Origin of the sequence: Buttiauxella cochleicola, assembly GCF_021283185.1 — a bacterium.
Lineage (GTDB): Bacteria > Pseudomonadota > Gammaproteobacteria > Enterobacterales > Enterobacteriaceae > Buttiauxella > Buttiauxella massiliensis.
In genome coordinates this window covers 422,126-443,213 of sequence record NZ_JAJSOS010000002.1, presented here as the reverse complement: position 1 = coordinate 443,213, position 21,088 = coordinate 422,126, and the positions used below count along the sequence as shown (strand labels likewise).

22 protein-coding genes are annotated in these 21,088 nt (G+C 48.4%); 8 read left to right on the top strand and 14 right to left on the bottom strand.

The annotated features are described in order from the left end of the window. Window positions 1-12 precede the first annotated feature (12 nt). Window positions 13-303, bottom strand: coding sequence for a muconolactone Delta-isomerase (gene catC, locus LVQ76_RS05000; RefSeq protein ID WP_232921131.1), 291 nt, complete (start codon window positions 301-303; stop codon window positions 13-15). Between the two features lie 10 nt (window positions 304-313). After that, window positions 314-1,432, bottom strand: coding sequence for a muconate cycloisomerase family protein (locus tag LVQ76_RS04995; RefSeq protein ID WP_232921130.1), 1,119 nt, complete (start codon window positions 1,430-1,432; stop codon window positions 314-316). A gap of 313 nt (window positions 1,433-1,745) precedes the next feature. Between LVQ76_RS04995 and LVQ76_RS04990 the strand changes: the two genes are divergently transcribed. Next, window positions 1,746-2,537, top strand: a complete 792-nt coding sequence (locus tag LVQ76_RS04990; protein ID WP_154154808.1) for an IclR family transcriptional regulator domain-containing protein — start codon at window positions 1,746-1,748, stop codon at window positions 2,535-2,537. Here the strand turns inward: LVQ76_RS04990 and LVQ76_RS04985 are convergent. The 5 genes from LVQ76_RS04985 to LVQ76_RS04965 all read right to left on the bottom strand — a co-directional run bounded on the left by LVQ76_RS04985 (window position 2,529) and on the right by LVQ76_RS04965 (window position 6,794). Continuing rightward, the gene (locus LVQ76_RS04985) at window positions 2,529-2,843 is read right to left on the bottom strand and encodes a GNAT family N-acetyltransferase (RefSeq protein ID WP_370640069.1); all 315 of its coding nucleotides are present in this window, start codon (window positions 2,841-2,843) and stop codon (window positions 2,529-2,531) included. The two genes, LVQ76_RS04990 and LVQ76_RS04985, sit on opposite strands and share 9 nt — an antisense overlap. Window positions 2,844-3,043: 200 nt before the next feature. Next, window positions 3,044-3,523: an Hcp family type VI secretion system effector gene (locus LVQ76_RS04980; protein ID WP_232921129.1), complete on the bottom strand. Its 480-nt coding sequence runs from the start codon at window positions 3,521-3,523 to the stop codon at window positions 3,044-3,046. A gap of 236 nt (window positions 3,524-3,759) precedes the next feature. Further along, window positions 3,760-4,449, bottom strand: a complete 690-nt coding sequence (locus LVQ76_RS04975) for a hypothetical protein (protein ID WP_232863685.1) — start codon at window positions 4,447-4,449, stop codon at window positions 3,760-3,762. A gap of 116 nt (window positions 4,450-4,565) precedes the next feature. Beyond that, window positions 4,566-5,978 (bottom strand): aminotransferase-like domain-containing protein, encoded by a 1,413-nt coding sequence (locus tag LVQ76_RS04970; protein ID WP_232921128.1) that lies wholly within the window; start codon window positions 5,976-5,978, stop codon window positions 4,566-4,568. A 111-nt stretch (window positions 5,979-6,089) separates the two neighbouring features. Continuing rightward, window positions 6,090-6,794, bottom strand: coding sequence for an alpha/beta hydrolase (locus LVQ76_RS04965; protein ID WP_232903523.1), 705 nt, complete (start codon window positions 6,792-6,794; stop codon window positions 6,090-6,092). A 289-nt stretch (window positions 6,795-7,083) separates the two neighbouring features. On the opposite strand from LVQ76_RS04965, the gene LVQ76_RS04960 reads away from it, so the two are divergent. The 4 genes from LVQ76_RS04960 (at window position 7,084) to LVQ76_RS04945 (ending at window position 10,594) form a co-directional block, all read left to right on the top strand. After that, window positions 7,084-7,515 (top strand): type II toxin-antitoxin system HicB family antitoxin, encoded by a 432-nt coding sequence (locus LVQ76_RS04960; protein WP_232921127.1) that lies wholly within the window; start codon window positions 7,084-7,086, stop codon window positions 7,513-7,515. A gap of 543 nt (window positions 7,516-8,058) precedes the next feature. Next, window positions 8,059-9,459 carry a cytochrome ubiquinol oxidase subunit I gene (locus LVQ76_RS04955; RefSeq protein WP_232863681.1) on the top strand — a complete coding sequence of 467 codons (1,401 nt, stop codon included), beginning with the start codon at window positions 8,059-8,061 and terminating at the stop codon, window positions 9,457-9,459. Beyond that, the gene (gene cydB / locus LVQ76_RS04950; protein WP_232863680.1) at window positions 9,459-10,472 is read left to right on the top strand and encodes a cytochrome d ubiquinol oxidase subunit II; all 1,014 of its coding nucleotides are present in this window, start codon (window positions 9,459-9,461) and stop codon (window positions 10,470-10,472) included. Before LVQ76_RS04955 ends, cydB begins: the two co-directional genes overlap by 1 nt. Further along, window positions 10,472-10,594 (top strand): DUF2474 domain-containing protein, encoded by a 123-nt coding sequence (locus LVQ76_RS04945; RefSeq protein ID WP_232863679.1) that lies wholly within the window; start codon window positions 10,472-10,474, stop codon window positions 10,592-10,594. The genes cydB and LVQ76_RS04945 overlap by 1 nt, the downstream gene beginning before the upstream one ends. Before the next feature lie 44 nt (window positions 10,595-10,638). Here LVQ76_RS04945 and LVQ76_RS04940 read toward each other — a convergent pair whose 3' ends face one another. From LVQ76_RS04940 to nfrB, 3 genes are read right to left on the bottom strand one after another with little or no spacing between them, the layout of a single operon-like run. Then, window positions 10,639-11,502, bottom strand: coding sequence for a DUF4434 domain-containing protein (locus LVQ76_RS04940; RefSeq protein WP_232921126.1), 864 nt, complete (start codon window positions 11,500-11,502; stop codon window positions 10,639-10,641). Beyond that, on the bottom strand, window positions 11,502-14,282 hold the full coding sequence (locus LVQ76_RS04935; protein ID WP_232921125.1) for an NfrA family protein: 2,781 nt from the start codon (window positions 14,280-14,282) through the stop codon (window positions 11,502-11,504). Before LVQ76_RS04935 ends, LVQ76_RS04940 begins: the two co-directional genes overlap by 1 nt. Continuing rightward, entirely contained in the window at window positions 14,279-16,504 is a 2,226-nt protein-coding gene (nfrB, locus tag LVQ76_RS04930) for a cyclic di-3',5'-guanylate-activated glycosyltransferase NfrB (RefSeq protein WP_232921124.1), read from the bottom strand. The genes LVQ76_RS04935 and nfrB overlap by 4 nt, the downstream gene beginning before the upstream one ends. A gap of 324 nt (window positions 16,505-16,828) precedes the next feature. Between nfrB and LVQ76_RS04925 the strand changes: the two genes are divergently transcribed. Both LVQ76_RS04925 and LVQ76_RS04920 read left to right on the top strand, forming a co-directional pair. Beyond that, the gene (locus tag LVQ76_RS04925; RefSeq protein WP_232921123.1) at window positions 16,829-17,158 is read left to right on the top strand and encodes an SMR family transporter; all 330 of its coding nucleotides are present in this window, start codon (window positions 16,829-16,831) and stop codon (window positions 17,156-17,158) included. A 221-nt stretch (window positions 17,159-17,379) separates the two neighbouring features. After that, window positions 17,380-17,613, top strand: coding sequence for a DUF2554 family protein (locus LVQ76_RS04920; protein WP_370640064.1), 234 nt, complete (start codon window positions 17,380-17,382; stop codon window positions 17,611-17,613). Between the two features lie 59 nt (window positions 17,614-17,672). Here the strand turns inward: LVQ76_RS04920 and LVQ76_RS04915 are convergent, their stop codons facing one another. Continuing rightward, window positions 17,673-18,416, bottom strand: coding sequence for an SDR family oxidoreductase (locus tag LVQ76_RS04915; RefSeq protein WP_232921122.1), 744 nt, complete (start codon window positions 18,414-18,416; stop codon window positions 17,673-17,675). Between the two features lie 170 nt (window positions 18,417-18,586). Between LVQ76_RS04915 and LVQ76_RS04910 the strand changes: the two genes are divergently transcribed. Next, window positions 18,587-18,889, top strand: coding sequence for a winged helix-turn-helix transcriptional regulator (locus LVQ76_RS04910; protein ID WP_151993635.1), 303 nt, complete (start codon window positions 18,587-18,589; stop codon window positions 18,887-18,889). A 50-nt stretch (window positions 18,890-18,939) separates the two neighbouring features. Here the strand turns inward: LVQ76_RS04910 and LVQ76_RS04905 are convergent, their stop codons facing one another. The 3 genes from LVQ76_RS04905 to LVQ76_RS04890 all read right to left on the bottom strand — a co-directional run bounded on the left by LVQ76_RS04905 (window position 18,940) and on the right by LVQ76_RS04890 (window position 20,875). After that, window positions 18,940-20,058 carry an S-(hydroxymethyl)glutathione dehydrogenase/class III alcohol dehydrogenase gene (locus LVQ76_RS04905; protein WP_151993570.1) on the bottom strand — a complete coding sequence of 373 codons (1,119 nt, stop codon included), beginning with the start codon at window positions 20,056-20,058 and terminating at the stop codon, window positions 18,940-18,942. A gap of 31 nt (window positions 20,059-20,089) precedes the next feature. Then, window positions 20,090-20,365, bottom strand: coding sequence for a metal/formaldehyde-sensitive transcriptional repressor (locus LVQ76_RS04900; RefSeq protein WP_064519147.1), 276 nt, complete (start codon window positions 20,363-20,365; stop codon window positions 20,090-20,092). A 240-nt stretch (window positions 20,366-20,605) separates the two neighbouring features. Next, entirely contained in the window at window positions 20,606-20,875 is a 270-nt protein-coding gene (locus tag LVQ76_RS04890) for a hypothetical protein (protein WP_232863673.1), read from the bottom strand. Window positions 20,876-21,088: the final 213 nt, after the last annotated feature.

The window sequence follows — 21,088 nt, the reverse complement described above, 5'->3', positions numbered from 1 at the left end:
TATTATTGTTATTTACTTGTCGTCGTTACGAATTGATGATGGATGGCGACATAAAGCGTCCACTTGAATATCCATGTAAGGGTATAGCGGCAACCCCATTAATATTTCGTGCAGTTCATCAGCATCTTTAACATCAAAAATGCTGACATTTGAATACAGACCGGCAACGCGCCAAATATGTCGCCACTTACCTTCTTGCTGTAAAGTTTGTGAATAGGCCTTTTCTTTAGCTTTAACTTCTGTAGCTATTGCTTCCGGCATATCTAGTGGAATATTTACCGTCATTTCAACTTTAAATAACATGTCATTCTCCTCAATCCTTGCGGCGATAATAGTTGAGTTTATCTTCATCAATTGTTACGCCAAGCCCTGAAGTCTGAGGCAATTCGACGGAACTATTGGCAAAATGCAACGGGTTCTCAACAATGTCATCTTTCAGTAATAAGGGGCCGAACATTTCAGTCCCCCACTGCAACGGCAACGTTGACCAGGCATGTAAGGAGGCAACCGTACCGATAGTCCCTTCCAGCATCGTCCCGCCATACAAACCGACTCCCGCAGCCTGAGCCACATGGGCCAGCTGCAAAACACTTGCCGGACCACCTGATTTAGCAATTTTCAACGCGTATGCACCAATAAAACCACGGCGGGCAATATCAAACCCGTCATCGCTGCTGGCAACCGCTTCATCAGCAAGGATAGCAGCCCGGCAGTGCTGGCTAAGATGAACCAGTGCTTCACGGTTTTGTGCAGCCACCGGCTGTTCAATCAGATCAATACCCATTGCATCAAGCTCAGCACAACCGCGCACGGCGGTGCTGGTGTCCCACGCCTGATTCACATCAACTCGAATGCAGGCACGATCGCCAAGTGCGACCACAATGGCGCGGGTGTGTTGCATGTCGGTGCGAAAATCTCGCGCACCAATTTTAAGTTTGAAGGCGTTATGCCGCCCTTCTTCCAGCAGCTTTTCACCTTCGGCAATGTCTTTGCTGGTGTCGCCACTGGCCAGCGTCCATAGCACTGGAAGTTTCGTGGTGAGTGCGCCACCCAACAGCGAACTTACCGGTAGACCAAGGGCTTTTCCCTGTGCATCGAGCAGTGCGGTTTCAATAGCTGATTTAGCGAAGGTATTGCCACGTACACACTGGTTCATCAGCGCCACAAGGGCATTCACATTATCTGCTGCCTGACCGACTAGCAGTGGTGCAAGGTAAGTATCAATTGCCGATTTGATAGCTTCCGGGCTTTCTACGCCGTAACTCAGGCCGCCAATGGTTGTCGCTTCGCCAATCCCGACAATACCGTCTGAGCGAGTCAGACGCAGGATAACCAAAGTCTGGCATCCCATGGTGGTCATGGAGAGTTTGTGTGGCCGGATGGTTGGCAGGTCAACAATCACTGTGTCGAATTGTTCGATAGTGGCGCTCATATCTCTTCCCTTGGGCACTTTTAATCAAATAGTTGTCACCCGTCGGATGCGGGTGAATTGCCCCTGCAAACTTAGCGGTGTTTTCTGACAATAGGAGTTCACTCGTCCTGGAGTCAACGGCGGTAATCGAATTTATGTGCGATTATCGACGCGTTTCGGTTATTCACCGTTAATTTGTGATCCCAGTGTAATATTCTTCATATTGATTGATTCACGATTGTCCCTAAGCAGCAGTTAGCGCATTCTGAAGAACATTCTGACGCGACCGTGGGACATTTAAATGGCAGGCAGCAATCCTGATAACATTGAAGTTATGGCGAGCGAAAATGAAGAAATTCAATCTGTTGCAAAGCGCGACCCTAATTTTATGCTTTCTCTGGCTCGTGGCCTGGAAGTGCTCAACGCTTTTACCCCCCAGCGCCAGCGTTTGACTATTTCGCAACTGAGCCAGAAAACCCATATTTCACGCGCCGCTGTACGCCGTTGCCTGTATACCCTTGCGACACTGGGTATGGTGCATAGCCCTGATGGCCGCAGTTATGAATTGCTGCCGCGAGTACTGACCGTTGGGCATGCTTATCTGGCGGGGACGCCGCTGGCAAAAGCTGCGCAAATATCGCTGGATAACCTGAGTAAAAGTCTGAGCCAATCTTGCTCGGTCGCCACACTTGATGGAGATGACGTGCTGTATATCGCACGCACGGCAGTCAATAACCTGGTGAGCATCGATATTGGCCGGGGAAGTCGCCTGCCGGCATGGGCCACATCAATGGGCCGCGTACTGTTAAGCGCATTGCCGGAGGCAGAACTTGAAGCATGGCTGGGACGGGCAAAACTTATCCGCTACACCCAATACTCGATTACGACAATTGCACAATTGCGCGAAGAGATTGCGCTAGTGCGCCGCCAGGGGTATGCCATTAACGACCAGCAACTTGAAATTGGACTGCGTTCTGTAGCGGTGCCGATGCTGGCACGCGGCGGGAAAGTCGTGGCGGCGATGAATGTAGGTGTTCCTGCGGCAGAACTTACAGTGGCCGATCTTCGTGCGCAAATATTGCCGCCGTTACGTCGTGCCGCAGCAGAGTTATCGATGTCACTTTAGGTTGGCGATCCGGTAAACAACATGTCGCCGTAAGGGATGCCCTTCATCCAGAAGGGGATGATCAAACTCCTCACCGCGCTGCATACCGATTTTTTCCATCACGCGCTGCGAAGGGATATTATCCAGCGCGGTAAATGCCACAATTTCTTTCATCCCATGCAGTTCAAAGCCGATTTCCAATGCTTTACGCACCGCTTCTGGTGCATAGCCCTTACCCCAGAATGCGTTATCAAGCCGCCAGCCAATTTCAATAACCGGTGAAAAAGGCAGCTCATAGCCGGGAACATTTAGCCCAACAAAACCTATAAATGCCCCGGTACTAACGGTGTCTTTTTAATCGAAAATTGGCACTTAACGGACGGTCTTGTCTACTAATCGATTTTTCAGACGATAATTTACCTCTTACCGTACGTTTTCGTACGGTTGGCCCTCAAACCCCTGATATTAAAAAACCGGACATTACGTCCGGTTCTTAGTTGCCTTATAAGAGCATTTTCCCATCGTTATCAGGCACAACAACGGTCTTTCCATGAGTCACGATAGATAATATTTCCTTCCGTATACTTCCAGGTGATCGCCTCATAACGCAATTCAAGCGTTTCCAGGTGAGTGCTACTCATCCCGTTAGGAGAAAGATATGGAGCAACCGTAGTGAACTTAACGTTTTCCAAAATGATATTGAAATATTCGGCCTCGACGCCTGATTCCTGGATGCGATACATCTTGATTGTTGCTTTCTTCAAGGTACGGCCTTCGCAAACAGCGCGGTACAGGAGGGGTGTTGTCTGGTCAAATTCTTTCACTATCGTGATAGGTCGGTGAACGCGCGTCCCTGTAAGTTTTCCCCAGCTCGAATCAACCGGAATAGTTACACCGTGGAAAAATGATTTTAACTCTATAGAACCCATGCGCAGTGGCATTAGACAACTGCCAACAACCGGAGAACCATTTTCATCTTCAAGCCATAAGTGAGCGGGAGTAGACATGTAATTTCCTTATAAATAAATTTAAATAATGCTAGTTTTTGACAGTTACCATTTCACATATCGACTAAAAATATATATTACAAATACAGCGAACACCGGTATAACCCAAAGCGGGACAGCAGGAAAAAAATTTATCTGCACCAACGCATATGTAATTATTATTGCCTGAGGAGCATAAAGGCCGACAAGAGACGTAAACACTCGCTTAAAGAATCTTTTAATAAGGCTAAACATCGTTATCGAATCATCCTGGTGATGATGTCTGCAATGTTTGTCTCTGATTCTGAGTGCGTAAACGCCCCTGCGCGCTCAAGCAATGGTTCGACTAAAAAATACATCATTTCTAGCTCATGAGCGTACAGAGCACTGTAATAAGCGGGAGACTGAATTTGCAACCGATGGGCGCTCTCGGCGGCTTTCTGAACAACACCATACACACCCGATAAAATTATAGCTCCACCTGATGCACGCCCTGCAAGTGCGGCAATATCGAGATTCAGGTTCGTACCAACTGAAACTGATGCAGCCGTCGCTAACGCGAATCCATGTTTAGTAAGTGAGCTTGCGGCAATGTGGACATTTACTGCCATTAACAGTTGTTTGATGTGCTCTAGTTGATCGGATGTTTTGTACCGAAATATTTCTTCAAAGTAGATTTTGAGCATTTCATACACAACATCTTCGCGCCTCAGAATATGGTAAACACCTTTGGCAAATCGGATATCCTCAGCCTTTTGTTGTTGGCAGACGTCCTGATATTCATAAGTAAAGCAGGATGTGTAATACAGCCCGCGCCTTGCACCTGCACCAATCGTTTCAATCTGATTTGATACAGCCTTTCCCACGCCTGTTAATGCGTGGTCGAGTTTTAACGCCAGAATTTTATTAGCCTGTAAATAACTGATAACTTCATTTCTGAAGTACATAACTAATCCTTGTTAATTTGATATATCAGTACGTTAGTCCACTAGCGTACGTTTTCGTTCCATTAACCCTCAAACCCATTGTCGTAGAATCAGACGTTCAGTGTGGTACTCCATGGCTACTCCTTAATTTGATTTCTGATGAGGTTCGCTAATGTCTCCACCGCGTGTTGTTCCCGCTCACCTAAAGCCCATGAAGCATTCAGGCGAAAATAGTTATGCCAGGCGCCCCCGGTGGTGAACATTTTGCCCGGCGCGATACTGATTTTATGGGTTATAGCCTGCTCACTTAGCACGCTGGCATCCATGTATTCCGGCAGTTCAACCCAGACGAAATAGCCACTTTCCGTGTGATGGATTTTTACTTCCGCGGGGAAAAGCTGATGTAGCGCCTGCAAGGTTTGCTGTTTACGCTCAGCCAGAATGCGCCGCAGCTTCCGTAAGTGCGTGTCGTAACGCTTGGTCGCCAGATAATCGACCAGAGCCAACTGCATCGGCGAGCTTGTGGAAAGTGTGCTCATTAACTGAAGCTGCTGAATACGACGTGCATGCTTTCCTGCCGCCACCCAACCAATACGAAATCCCGCCACCAGACATTTTGAAAATGACGAACAATGCAGCGTAATACCCTGTGAATCATATGCACGTGCCGGTAATGGACGTTCGCGGCCGTAATAAAGCTCGCTGTATACGTCATCTTCGATGAGTGTCACATTGTGTTGTTGCAACAATTCAACCAGTTGCTGCTTCTTTTCTGGTGACAACGTCACGCCGAGCGGGTTCTGGGCGTTGGTCATTAACCAGCAGGCTTTTACTGGATAATCGTTGAGCGCCTGTTTCAGCGCCACCAAATCGATACCGTTTTGCGGATCGGTCGCCACAGATAGAGCCTTTAAACGCAAGCGTTCCAGCGCCTGTAGTGCACCGTAAAAACAGGGGTTTTCAACGATCACCCAATCCCCCGGCTCGGTCACCGCTTGCAGACTAAGGTTTAGCGCTTCTAGCGCGCCAGCGGTGATGACAATTTCGTCCGGCGAAACTTGCATTCCGTGTTGTGCATAACGTCGAGCAATTGCGTGGCGCAGCGCTTCATTACCCGGTGGCAAATTTTCAATCACGCTCATCGCTGTTGCCGTTTTACTGACGGTCGCAAGCGAGCGGTTAAGTTGTTGCAGCGGGAATAAACGTGGGTCGGGAAACGCGGAGCCGAATGGCACTACGGTTGAGTCGCCGCTGGCCTGCAACACATCAAAAATATAGGTATTAATATCTACCGCTTCATCACGCGTCACTTTTACAGGAGCTATCGCACTCCGCGTTGCCGGGCGAGATGCCACGTAATAGCCGGACTGCGGCCGGGCGACAATTACGCCCTGGCTCTCAAGTGTCTGATAGGCATGGCTAACTGTCATAAAACTCATGCCGCTTAGCGTGACTTGCTCACGTAGCGACGGCAACTTATCCCCAGGTAGCCATGCACCGAGGGCAATTTGATCGATAATCTGCTGGGCAAGTTGCTGGTATTTTTTCATTTTTTGGCAGTACCGTTTCTATATCAGAGCGCTAAAAATACGCCAATTTAGTAAACTGTTATAGGCAAATAACGCTTTTTCTCTGCAAGTGTTTAGCGGTAACTCCGCTATTTATTTAGATAAACAGCGTTCAAAAGCAGAACGGTTTTTTTCATATAAGTCAGGAGATAGCATTAAGCTATCCCATATGCTGTTATGACCTGCCCCCGGAATAATCAGAAGATCTTTTTTGGCAGCATTCACTGCAGAATCCGCCAGCTTTTGGGGTATTTCAGAAGGAATGATCGCGTCATTCTGTGCTGCAACAACAAGCAAGTTACCCGTGAATCCAGCTGCAATATCCCATGCATCTGTGGCTTCCCAGCTTCGGTGTTTACGAATGATTTGTGAAAAATCAGGACCAAATTTGACCTTGTAAGCGGACTTTGCGTAAACACCTGGAACCATGAGAATCAAGGTTCTCAGTTGAATAACGGTACTCAAATGCAGCGCATTATAGGCCCCCATGCTTACACCCATACATCCTGACAAAGGATGATTCAGATGGGCAATGACAGCCTCTGCTTGCCTGGTACGGCTCAAGAGAGAAGACTCATATAACTCCCCTCCGGTCTCCCCGTGACCGATGAAGTCAAAAGCAGTCGTTCCATAACCTAACTCTTTTAAAAGAAGGCGATATTTAGAGAAAACCTTGCGATCCTTACCTCCCCCATGGAGCATCAAAATATGCCCCTTACAACCAGGTGTAGTCTCGGCAATTATTGTTTTACCGTGAAATGGCACATGGAAAGAGTGGTTTAAAGCTCCGTCGGTCATTGCGTTACCATGTTCTTATATATGGTTAGTTATCCATTCTTACTGTGGTGCAGTGGTTTATTCAACAAAACAATTAACTTTCACCCGCCATATATAGAGCTCCGGGGTTTATAGAATCACTTCAAGTATTATTGGTAATGAAATTCTTCGAGTGATGACAAAAAACAGCCATACATACAGAGATTGTTCTGGATTATCGTTGTTGCTAAAAAATAAAAGACAACATTTTTGTTATATTTATAACCTTATATGTTACTGTGCTTGCATCACCAGAAACAAGGTCAGGTAAATGTTTAAATTTTCGGTAACAGCAGCGCTAAATGAAGATACTGATGAGTACGAAATAAGCTCTCGTGATTTTGATAATTTGCACTCAGTCGCTTTTGCTGAGGATGATATTGAACTAGAGGCCAGGGATGCTATTACAGCGATGATTGGTGAATTAATTGACTCACGCATACCAGTGCCAACGCCATCGGCTGCGCTGGAGGGCGAGTTAGTGATTCATCTTCCTGTGCTTACATGCCTGAAGGCCACTCTTCACAACGCCATGATTAATACCGGGACAAGAAAGGCTGACCTTGCACGAAAACTTAATCAGAAAGGCCCTCAGATTGACAGACTTTTGGATGTCAGCCACGCATCGAAAGTAGAAACTCTGGAGCAGGCCTTATATCTAATAGGATATGAAGTTTCAGTGTCTGTCTCGAAAGTCGGATAAAAGAACCAGAACCCATTAGCCGCTACGATTTGTTTGTGGCTAATATTTTAAATTCATATCAAACTCCTCCAGGCCAACGGCAGTGGGCCTTGCATGTTTAATTCCTGATTAATATCCATGCTATTTACAAGTCAATTCAAGCAATGTTACTACGCGCATAAATATTAAATAAACTTAACAATTAAGGCGTATTCAATTGTAGATTTTCAGTTTCTGAATTACACATAAATGGTGTGTACATAAAAAAGATATATACCCAAAATAATTCAAGATGCAGGAAGGCGGCAAGAGAACGAGTCCCGATGAGCTTACTCAGGTAAGTGATTCGGGTGAGTAAACGTAGCCAACGCACATGCAACTTGAAGTATAACGGGTATACATTGCTGTGTTTGAATTCATCCCGGCAATTGCGGAGTCGCATGGCCGGGATTTTTTTATCGTTAAGTGAAAACTGTTATAGCTTTATGCTGAGAGTCTGTTTCTACAACCCAGGTGTGACGCGGCTTACAATCGAATCGAATCAATTTTTATGCGGAGTACTGCATGTTCGGTTTAGACGCTTTTCATCTGGCAAGGATTCAATTTGCATTTACTGTCTCCTTCCACATTATTTTCCCTGCCATCACCATCGGGCTTGCCAGCTATCTGGCGGTGCTGGAAGGGTTATGGCTGAAATCTAAAAATCCGACTTATCGTTCGCTATACGATTTCTGGTCAAAGATCTTCGCTGTTAACTTCGGCATGGGCGTAGTGTCCGGGCTGGTAATGGCTTATCAGTTCGGCACTAACTGGAGCGGTTTTTCTCAATTTGCGGGCAGCATCACCGGGCCGCTTTTGACCTATGAAGTGCTGACGGCATTTTTCCTGGAAGCCGGTTTCCTGGGCGTGATGTTGTTTGGCTGGAAACGTGTCGGGCCTGGGCTGCATTTCTTTGCCACCTGTATGGTGGCACTAGGCACGCTTATCTCGACCTTCTGGATTCTGGCCTCTAATAGCTGGATGCAAACGCCGCAAGGGTTTGAAATTCACAACGGCCAGGTGGTGCCGGTGGACTGGTTCGCGGTGGTGTTTAACCCCTCCTTCCCTTACCGCCTGTTGCATATGTCGGTAGCCGCTTTCCTCAGTAGTGCCTTTTTTGTTGGTGCATCGGCAGCCTGGCATCTGCTGCGTGGCAACAAAAGCCCAGCCATTAAAACCATGTTTTCAATGGCGCTTTGGATGGCGTTAATTGTTGCGCCTCTGCAAGCCATGATTGGCGATATGCACGGACTCAACACCCTGAAACACCAGCCTGCAAAAATTGCCGCTATTGAAGGCCATTGGGAGAATGTGCCCGGGGAGCCAACTCCGCTACTGCTGTTTGGCTGGCCAGATATGGAGCAAGAGCGCACGCGTTTTGGTCTTGAAATCCCGGCACTTGGCAGCCTGATCCTCACCCATAGTCTGGATAAGCAAGTTCCTGCGCTAAAAGAGTTCCCAAAAGAGGACCGTCCAAACTCAACGATAGTGTTCTGGTCGTTCCGTATTATGGCGGGCCTGGGCATGTTGATGATTCTGGCGGGCGTGATGAGTTTGTGGCTGCGTTATCGTCATCGTTTATACGAGAACCGCGCCTTCCTGCGCTTTATGTTGTGGATGGGGCCATCCGGGCTCATCGCTATTCTGGCCGGTTGGGTCACGACAGAAGTGGGACGCCAGCCGTGGGTTGTGTACGGTCTGCTGCGCACTAAAGATGCTGTTTCAGCACACGGCAACTTGCAGATGAGCATCAGCCTTTTGACCTTCTTTGTGGTGTATATGTCGGTATTTGGCGTGGGGTATAGCTATATGATCCGCCAAATTAAGAAAGGGCCACAACCTTTTAACGACGACACACCTCCTACGCATGGCACACCTTCTCGTCCGCTCTCTGCGGCAACTCAATCATTAGAGGAGTTACGTTAATGGGCGTCGACCTGTCAGTTATCTGGTTTGTCATTATTGTATTCGCAACACTTATGTACATCGTGATGGATGGTTTTGATCTCGGCATCGGCATTCTGTTTCCGTTTGTTCGTGACGCAGATGACCGCGATGTGATGGTGAACAGCGTGGCTCCCGTTTGGGACGGCAACGAAACCTGGCTGGTTCTCGGGGGGGCTGCATTATTTGGGGCGTTCCCTCTCGCATACGCCGTTATTATTGATGCACTCACCATTCCGTTAACGTTAATGCTTATTGGCCTCATTTTTCGTGGTGTGGCATTCGAGTTCCGCTTTAAAGCAACGCCTGCGCATCGGCCTTTCTGGGATAAAGCATTTATTGGTGGCTCAATAGTGGCGACGTTTTGCCAGGGCATTGTGGTTGGGGCGGTAATTTCTGGCTTCCCGGTCATCGGGCGCACCTTTGGTGGCTCTCAACTGGACTGGATTACACCGTTTAATCTGTTCTGTGGGGTTGGTCTGGTGGTGGCATATGCGCTACTGGGGGCGAGTTGGCTGGTCATGAAAAGCGAAGATCCATTGCTTAAAACCATGCGTAAAGTCGTCAAACCACTGCTGGTGATGATGTTGGCTGTTATCGCGATTATCAGTATCTGGACGCCACTTTCACATCCGCAAATCGCTGCCCGCTGGTTTAGCCTGCCGAATCTGTATTTCCTGTTGCCGGTACCCCTTCTGGTGGTGTTGTGCAGCATCTGGTTATGGAAAGCAGTCGGTTCTGAGGAAAGCTGGCATAGCACACCGTTTTTGCTGACACTGGGGCTGATTTTCTTAGGCTTTAGCGGACTGGGTATCAGTATCTGGCCCTATCTCATTCCGCCGTCAATTACGCTTTGGCAGGCCGCAGCTCCACCGCAGAGTCAGGGCTTTATGCTGGTCGGCGCGCTGTTTATTATCCCGATCATTTTGGTTTACACCTTCTGGAGCTATTACGTTTTTCGCGGGAAGGTACAACATGGCGAGGGGTATCACTGATGAAACAGACCGGAATCCGTTTGTTATGGATGGTCGCGTTATGGGCCGCGAGTGTTTTGGCTTTGACCGCTGTGGGGATGGGATTCCGGCTGTTGATGACAGCCGCCGGATTTAAGTCCTGAGATAAAAATGTCGGATAACGTTTACGCTTATCCGACATTGATTTTTAGATGGCTAACACACCGCTGGCCGCTTCCATATAACGCAACGAGAAGTAGATTCTGTCCTGGCCGGCTGGAACGAGCGTCGATAACCATTTTTGCTGATACTCCGCTGGTGCAGGTTTTGCTTTAAAAGTTTTGGCCTGTTTATCCTGACGGAACAGTTCGATAACTTTCCCCGCAGACGGTGCTTTCAGGTACAGCGCCCGTTCAGCAGCAGTCAGCATTTGCGTTCCCGCTCCATCCTGCACCCATACTTTTACGCCACTATGGCTCAGGGTTGTCAGCCATTTACGGTAAGAGTCAGGCGTCATATTTCCGGCAAAGAAGCTACTCACCGCAACGGGTTTATCAGCAACTGCCGCCAATGACAGACGGGTTTTACTCAGCCAGCTCAGCGCTGCTTGCTGCATTTGTGGGTTGCGCCAGCGCAGGTCATCGAGTTCACTACTGATATACCAACCTGCAATCGACTTTTCACCCAGTACGTCTACCCAACGTTTTGCTGCCGCCACATCATCAGCACGCAGGCGATTGAGATAATTTTCAAGCGCAGGAAGCGGCTGTTTTTGCCGTTCGAAAAATCGACCGTCTGCAGCAAGACCGATAACGAGCTTCATACCGTTGGTAGTGGTTAGTTGCGCTTTATGTTCAAGCCAGGCGCGAGACTCGCCATCGCGAAACGCATTATCGTAGCGGCTCCACTGCAATACCAGGGTATCAATTCCCTGCCCTTTGAGTTTGTTCAACACGCTCTGCCACTGGGCATCAGTCACTGTGGTATCACGCAATTGCGGCTGATACATCACCGCATTCATGGCATTGGCAAAAGGGGCAACCAGCAGTAACGCGGTTAATAGGATCTTCATTACCAGCGAGCTCCCAGAGTCAGGAAAAGATTATTTTTGGAGTCGGTATCGCGGTTGTGCCCGGAGAACGCACGCTGATACTCAAGCCCCACACTGACTTTATGTGGGAAGGCGCTGTAGTGCATCTCTCCAAACCAGGTATTAAGTCTCACACCAACACCGCCCAGGGTGTTGTCGCTGTACGGAGTGTCAGTACTGGCGTTGTACTGGGCGTGCCAGTAAGGCTCAATAGTTTGTTTGCCGTTGATTTTTTGATGCCAGCTCATGCGGTAATCGGCGGTATAAAGCTGATAATCCGCTTTAACGAAATGCGCCGCATCCAGATAGAGATTTTGTGCCATCCAGCCATTGCCTGTCGGATGCCAATCATCACTATATTTACCGCCGTTAAAGAACGAGGCACTGGCACGCAGCATAACGTCAGCCTGGCCGTGATGATGATCCAACGGGATCTGTTGTTCAGCCGCCAGATAGATAACCTGGTCACGAAGCGGTTTCCAACGCACACCAACCCCCAACATTGGCTCATATACCGGCATAAAGTTCTGCTGGCCATTGCTGTCACTACCTGCAAACACACGGCTGTAAACGGAAAGCTGATCGCCGTCGATGAGTTGGTTTTTACCGATACGGTACTCAGCCTCAAATTGTTGATAGCTCCGGTAACTTTTCCCCTGCTGAACCCCGTTATTGCTGCCTCCACTATTAAGTGAATCTGGCGTTAAACCGAATGAACCATCGTAGGTGAAAGTCCAGCGACGTTGACTATCTTCGTGAATCCGGCGGAATTCAAAACGGTCTTCTTGTTGTTTGTCGCTCAGCTGTTGTTGTGGCGTGATGCTGTTATCAATGTCATCCACAACTTGCTCGCTGTACTGCTTCGTTTTCGGCTTATCGTCCAGTCGTTCATTGAGATACACCAACTGGCGTAGGATTTCTGGCGAGTCCGTGTGGGTTTCACGGGCTTTTTCCAGCGCATCACGGGCTTCGTGATGCTTACCTTGCGCTAATAGTGCAAAACCACGTGCAGCATCATCCATCACCGGAGTCGATTCCAGTTTCAGATCCGACATTCCACGCTGTGAAGCAATATTCTGCCAGTGGGCGAAGACCTTCTCATCACCGGCAAGTTTTGCGCTGAGCGCTGCAGCGTGCACATCGTTATCCACCATTTCTGTGACAGGAACCTGTGCCCAACTCGCCTTGGCAAGTGCGTAATCTTGTGTAGCGTAAGCCAGATATGCCACCTGACGTTGGTAAAATGGCGAAGGGTCACGCGCAACCGCTTGTTCGGCAGCGTAAAGCGCGAGGCCCGGCTGCCCCGGATAGCATTGCGCAAGGTGTGACCAGCTTTCAGCGTCATACTGCGCAGATAAATCACCTAATATGTTGCGCACCTGCGCGCAGTTTTCCTGCCCCTGGAACAGTCGTGCCTGCGCCATGCGTTGCGTGGCGGTTGGCAAAGGCCGGGCAAGGCGAGCTTTGTTTTCAGCGGTCAACCAATCAGGGTGTGCTGCAAGCTGGCTATACAAACGTGTAGTCAGTGAATGCTGCAACTTACCGGCCTGATTAAAGGGCCAGTAACGCAATAGCAATTCAGCAGCCACTTTTCCCTGGCCCATAGAAACCAGCTGAAAGCTGGCAGTTTCCAGTTCTTGCGCGGATAAACCGCGAGTTTGCGTGATTTTACTAATGAGCTGCATGCTGGACTGCGTGTCTTTCTGCGCCAGACTTAATGCTAAACGCTGATCGAGCGCCTGCATTTCCGGGAAGGTATTGAGCAGTTCGTTCGCCCCTTTCCAGTCACCTTTTTGGATGCGGATCGGCACTAACGTCGATAACACATACTGTCTGTTTTCTGGATGTTTAACGCTCCATCCCGCAACTGTGTGCCCCGGTTGCTGGCTATAGGTTGCCAATAACCACATCCAATTACGTTCTTCGATGGCTGAATCAAATACGGGTTTACGGCTTGCGAGATAACGGCGTAACTGAGTCAGTGCATTAGGCTCAGCCAATGACTGCGCGTAAGCCAGTTGCATTCCAGCACTGTTCATCACTCCCTGGCTTTGCAAATCCAGGATTCGTTGGTCGCGCTGCATATGTAACAGAATTGCAAACCATTGTTGATACTGTGCGTCACTCAGCGTCGCCTCACTGTCCAACAGGGCAAAACCTTGATCTGCTGCCCCCCACTGTTGCAAGAAAATTGCCCGCTGCGTGTAGTTGTCCGCCAATTGCTGCCCCTCTTTTGAGTGACGGAATTTCGGGTCAGACAACTGCGCGCGGGCTATATCTAGCTTATTGAGTTTGAGAGCATAGTTACCCACCTCACTGCGACACTGAACGCCCGGTGAGGCATCGCAGTTTTTCTGGAATGCCAGCAATTGCTCGTAAGTTTTGATTTCTGGAACAGGCACGGGAATCGCCACCAGTGCACGATGTAAGTCAGAGTTTTGTGGCCTTTTCGCAAGCTCACTTTCCAGCAACTCCCGAGCTTTCTTATCGTGGCCGAAGTGCCGATAAGCCTCAGCAAGCCATAACGACAAGCGCACGCTCTCGGGTGCCATTGCATGAGCATGCTCAAAACTGCGCAACGCGCGAGTTTCGTCATTTGCTTTCAACGCTTCATGTGCCCGCTCAATATGCGGATAAACCTTGAAGTAAAGGTAATCACTGAGTCCCAGATCTTGTTTAGATCCTTCCTGTGCAGCCAAAGCGGGTACCGCAAGTAGAACACCGCAAACCAGAGCTGCCAGCGGGGTTAGCCGTATCTTCATACTGTCTCCCTGGCTAGTCGAGCCTGTTGCATCACGCTGATACCTGCTTTTTGCAGCAGGTCTTTCAACGATGGTTGCAATCTCTTTTGCTGTGCCAGCGCATGATCAACAACGTGTTGACTCACTACCCCTTCTTGCACCAGAAACTCGCCGAACATCAAATCGCTGCGTTCATAACGTAATAGAACAGCTCGCAGAACAGCTTCATTGAGGTGAGATTCATTACTCAACACTTCAGCAAACAGAAGTTGCCCGGAGACATATTGGTCCCAAATCTCATCAGCCTGCGCCTGCGTGAGAAGGTTTTCTTTGACGGCACAGTCGAGCAACTGCTTTTCCTTTGTCGATTGTTCATCGCCGTACCAGTGACGCAGCCCAATAACTACCTGGCCTCGCGGCACAATAACGTAGCTCACATTCCGCCCGAGTTTGCGACCCAACGCCGACAATGAAACCGGATCGATCGAGTTCTCACAAGCAAGAACCAGTGTGTCACCTTCCATGCGCAATGGCAGAACCGCATGGTGCTGCACCACTTTTGCAGGAACGCTCTTAATCAATGATTCATCAAGTGCGAGAGGATCGATTGACTCCATCGGCACTTCAGCTTGTTTTGCCAGAGCAACAGCAAGCTGATATGCAGTGATATAGCCCAGTTGCACCAGACTTCCGCCCAGTTTTAGGCCTGGAATACGCTTTTGCAGCGCTTCTTCAAGTTCAGCCTGGGTAATCACACCAGAATCCACCAGGATATAACCCAGAGGTTGAGCAGAGCGTTGGACGCTTACGGTCGGGAAATCGTGAGTTGTTTTATCCCATGCCACGCGACGTGGGTCGCCATGTTGGATAACCTGCTTAATCGCCCGCCAGTTCGCCACAAAGTTAATCAAGTTGCCCCAGAACAGGCGCGGCAATACCAATAAGCCTTGTCCCAGCCCGTAATAACCTGTCACAAATATCATGCGTTGAATGATGCGGTTAGACATCAGCAGTAAGTTAATCCACAGCAATATCGTCAGCCATGAACCGCCGACAAATATTGATAAGAATTGCCATGCCCCATCGACCGTGCGCTGATAAATGATGATGGCAACCAGTTGCAACATCACTAGCATCGCCGCAAAACTGAGGAAGTTTGCAATCGCCCCTTTACGGTCGCGCCACAGGAAATAGTTGAGAACCGGGCTTGAACTCCAGCGGTGAGTTTTAAAACCCTGGAACACGATGCCGATTATCCAGCGAGACTTTTGGCGCACGGCTGTGGCAAAGGTGTCAGGGAAATATTCACGCACGCAGATAACATTGGCAGTTCGGGCACGCTGACCAAAGGGTTTGGCTGATTTATCTTTTGCGTCAACAACCGGGAAGCGACAGAAAATCTCTTCCATTCCTTTTTGACGCAGGCGGAAACCAATATCGTAATCTTCCGTCAGGCTCTGCACATCAAACGCAATGCCGTCACCATCAGCTAATAACGCCAAAACCGCACGGCGGCTAAAACATGTACCCACACCGGCGCTTGGAACCTGCCCCGCTAATGCCTCACGTACCGGTACATCTTTACCATGCAGTTCTGAAAATTCATCCAGATAACTCAGGCTTGTGAAGTGTGTCCATTTGCGTTCAAACGGATAAACTGGGATCTGAATTAAGTCTTTTCTATCAACCAGATAGTTGAAAAGACGCAATTCGAGTGGAGAAATAACATCTTCTGCGTCATGAAGAATAAAACCGGAAAAATTAAATCGCGCGCTGTTTTCAAACTGTAAAATAGCATCCAGAATGTTGTTCAGGCAGTCCGCTTTGCTGGTGGGACCTGGGCGTGCGCATACCACTTTATGAACATTTGGAAAACGTGCGCAGACTTCATCTACATCACGTTGCGTATCCGGGTCATTAGGGTAAGTCCCTACAAATATATGGTAGTTTTCGTAGTCCAGTGAACTGGCGGCAAGACGCGCCATATTGCCGATAACCCCAGTTTCATTCCATGCAGGGACCATAATAGCCAACGCTTTTTCTTGTGGCTCATGCAGGGCTTTATAGTCCAGATAATCATTGTTGCGGTATACCGTAACCGAGCGCCATACCCGGCGAACCCAGTAAACAATATCGATAAATAAATCATCAATTCCGCTAATTAACATCAATATCGCCAGCGTAATAGCGACAACTTTCAAACCGTAGAGATACGTTGAAAAGTAATCAACAAACCAGTCCATTTTTTACCCCAAAGGTCATGTAAAGCCCGCTGCAGCCATCAACAAGAGGTCAGATGCATCTACAGTACGGCCTCAAATGTTACCGGTATCATAGTGTATGAAGATAAATCCAGGAAGGATATAAATCTAGAATTAAGGTTTTTTACAATCCATGAAATTGTATCATCAACATTAAAACCAGTGTTTTCAGCTGACATTTACAACTGTTACAGGATATACAGCGAGGAAACAAAATGAGAATTTTCTGTGACAACGAGGGCATTTCTTGCCACAAATGGCTTTGATCTTTACATTGACGGCCTGAATAGTGAGGGAGAAACGAACATGACTTATATCTGGCTGATTGTGGCAATTATTGCCGAAGTGATTGCGACCACTTCACTAAAACTCTCCGAAGGCTTTAGCCGTTTATGGCCAAGCTTGGTCACAATTGTGTTCTACGGCGTGGCGTTTTATTGCCTATCGGTAACCATGCGCACCATCCCTACCGGGATTATTTATGCAATTTGGTCAGGTGCTGGAATTGTATTAATCGGCGCGGTGGGCTGGATTTTTTTGGGGCAGAAACTTGATTGGCCGGCGATCGCGGGTATGGCATTGATTATTATTGGCGTGTTAGTCATTAACTTATTTTCAAAGTCGGTCGCGCATTAACCCCTCTTTTTATAGCCATGTTTGCGGGCTTTCCCAACACGAAAGCTTGCCAGCATGGCATATCAATTATTAACCATTCGTAAACCAAATCTTAACTATTGAACCTTTTACACTGCTGACAATTCTTTTGCATTTTTTCTAAAAGTTGAATAGTAACCAGACGGAATTATCTATACAGTGTGCCCGTCACGTTAATGAGGTTGATGGTAATGGTTAAACAATTGAGATCAAAATTAGGGATGATTTTGTTGCTGATAGGCACGGCGTTGTTCTCCGGGCAGACTACAGCGCAAACACATGGTCATTTTTATTTGGTCGTCAAAAGTGCTGACATGTTGCTACGCCATCAGGCTGATAGTGACGAAATCCGTCAGGCTGCCGAGGATTCCGCCGCCGATTTTCGTGAGCAGCATTTTCACGTGAAAGAGCGCCGCGCCGGGACTTATCAACTCTAAGACTTTATAACCCAGTTCGATTTAAACGTGGTAAATCGAACTGAGCTCTTCAATCACCCTTACAAATTGCCTACTCCACCATCTATTAATAATTCGCTGCCGACCATAAAGGCAGACTCATCGGATGCGAGAAAGACGGCAGCTTTTGCCAATTCGAGAGGCGTACCCAAACGACCTATTGGCACGAGCGCACGAATCTCTTCGCGGAGTACTTCCTGCGACGCACCATTGCCGAGCTTACCCAAAGCCGGAGTTTCTGTTGGGCCAGGGCTTAATCCATTCACCCGAATTCCTCGCGAGTGCAGCTCGCCAGAAAGGGTTCGCGCCAGAGAAAGGATTGCGGCTTTGCTGGCCGCATAAGCATTGCTTTGTGGCAAACCAATATGTGCACTCACGGAACCACAGACAATTATCGACGATGGGTTAGCCAGAAGTGGCAATAGCGCCTGAATCAAAAAGAACGGCCCTTTCAGATTGGTATTCATCAGCCGGTCATAACTGCTTTCGTCCCAGTCCTGTAGTGGATGATGCGTTACGTCGCCGGCATTTACGTACAACACATCGAGACGCGGCCACCATTGTGCAATCTGTTCAGCCAAATCGCGTTGTTGACCGATATTTCCCGCATCGCTGCGAATAATATGTACATTTCCCAGTTGCTCTTTCGCGGCCAATAATCCTGATTCGCTACGTCCGGTGATAGCAACCGTTGCCCCTTCCGCAAGAAACTGCCGCGCCGTCTCAAAACCAATACCGCTGGTGCCACCGGTGATTAACGCGTATTTACCTTGAAGTCTTCCCATTGCCGTTACCTCACTATTGACTAGTCAGCCCATTATTTACGCTATAGTATCTTTTGGATAGTAGGCACCATTTGGATACTAAGGCACTGGATGGGATGTATTGACTATTCACAGGAGCAAACGTGATTAATAATTTTTCGGCCTTGCCCACGGCAGGTCAAAGCTGCCCGATGGTTAGTTTCGTGAATCTGATTTCTGGGAAATGGGCGATCCCGATTCTTTACCGCTTGATGGTCATTGATGAGCCAGTGCGCTTTAGCGATCTACAGCGTGCGGTTCATCCCATTACTCAAAAAGAGTTGACGCGCCAGCTACGCCAATTTGAATCCAGACGATTGGTGACCCGGCAAGTCTTCGCAGAAGTGCCACCGAGAGTGGAATATCAGATAACGGAATTAGGGAAGTCTCTACGCCCTACGCTTGATTCGTTAGCTGACTGGATGCGGGAAAATAGTGGGCAGTTGAGAGAGTAGAACCCTCACTGAAATGCTAGTAAATGCAATCAGTGAGGGGTTTTTAACGGTTACTTATCGCCGAAATGGATAACGGTACGAATCGATTTCCCTTCGTGCATTAAATCGAAGGCTTCATTGATTTGTTCTAGCGGCATACGGTGGGTGATGAACGGGTCAAGGTTGATTTTGCCAACCATCGCGTCTTCCACCATACCTGGCAACTGTGTGCGCCCTTTCACTCCGCCAAATGCAGAACCACGCCATACGCGGCCGGTTACTAACTGGAACGGACGAGTTTTGATCTCTTGACCTGCGCCCGCAACGCCGATGATTACGCTTTCGCCCCAACCTTTATGGCAACATTCCAGCGCGGAACGCATTACATTGACGTTGCCGATACATTCAAAGCTAAAATCCACGCCGCCGTCGGTCAGTTCGACAATCACATCCTGAATCGGCTTTTCGTGGTCTTTCGGGTTGATGCAATCAGTCGCACCCATTTCGGTCGCCAGTTTGAATTTCTCTGGATTGGTGTCAATGGCCAGAATACGCCCGGCTTTCGCCTGTACCGCGCCCTGAATCACCGCCAGACCAATACCACCCAGGCCAAATACTGCAACCGTATCGCCCTCTTTGACTTTCGCCGTGTTGTGCACAGCGCCGATACCGGTGGTGACACCACAACCTAACAAGCACACTTTATCCAATGGTGCCTGCGGGTTAACTTTTGCCAGAGAAATTTCTGCCACCACAGTGTACTCACTGAAAGTACTGGTGCCCATGTAGTGGTAAATCGGTTCGCCATTATAAGAAAAACGCGTGGTGCCGTCTGGCATCAAACCTTTACCCTGAGTGGCACGAACGGCCTGGCACAGGTTAGTTTTGCCTGATTTACAGAACTTACACTCGCGGCATTCTGCAGTGTACAAAGGAATGACATGATCGCCAGGCTTCAGGCTAGTAACACCCTCGCCCACTTCCATAACGATACCGCCGCCTTCATGGCCCAGCACTGCCGGGAACACGCCTTCAGGATCATCACCAGATAAGGTGAAAGCATCGGTATGGCAAACGCCAGTATGGGTAATCTTTACCAGCACTTCGCCTTTTTGTGGCGGTGCTACATCAATTTCTACGATTTCAAGCGGTTTGCCTGGGCCAAATGCAACAGCTGCACGTGATTTCATATTCTTCTTCCGTCGTCAGGTGGGATGGATTTTATTTTAGATAAGAGCGAATTAAATTACCGACTTCTGCCATACGTACAGCACGCTGATCCTCAGAGGTTTCCCCCGCGACCAGCTCGTCTTTTAGATGGATCTCCATCATTTCGCCCATCAGGCCGTTCGCCGCTCCGCGAACCGCTGCGATTTGTTGCAAGATGGCGATGCAAGGATCGCCATTTTCCAGGGCGCGCTCAATTGCTTCAGTCTGGCCACGTATGCGTCGCACGCGAGTCAGAATGCGTTTTTTGTCTTCAGGTGAATGTGGCATTTTGACCCCCTCATACTATAGGGGGGTATGGTACACTATTGTCAGAGATATTAAAGCACCGTTGATAAATGTCAGTCTGCAAATACGTCAACAAGCCGAATGTTTAAATCATGATGGAATCATAGCAGAGCGATTGTTTTCACCGAGGGATGGTACAAATGGAAGAATGAAGGTGAGAATAAGCAGCCGTTGGTGTTGTGGCTATTCCGGTGTCATAGCACCAACGGGATTTATGCTCTGCTACTTTTTGCGAAAGAGATTAATAGCAACTGCCGTCAGAATCCCTATCAAGGGCATGGCTATAGCGCCCGCTAAAAAATTATGCTGGTCTATTCGCTTTTCCCTGCGGATATCAGCAAAGCGTGCAAGCGCGTGTTTTTCATCAATGGCACTGACCTCTTCGAATTGTTTTTCGTAACCCTGTTCAGTCAACCGAGCGGTTCCGTCCGTGTCAGACCTTTCTAATACAACGGTTTGTTTACCTTTTTTAAAAAAGCGGTAATCCGGCATTTGATGCTCCACATTGAGAGATATGCGATTAAACAACATACAGACCGGTATTAATTGCGTACAGACCTGCCTGTGGATTCGCATCCAACTGCTCACTTATTTGCATTTTAGTTGATCAATTCCAGCAAAAACTGAAGTAATACTGGGATAGCTAACTACACCGCTATTTTGTAAAAACCAGCGACGCCTCCGCTCGGGACTTATATCGTGCTT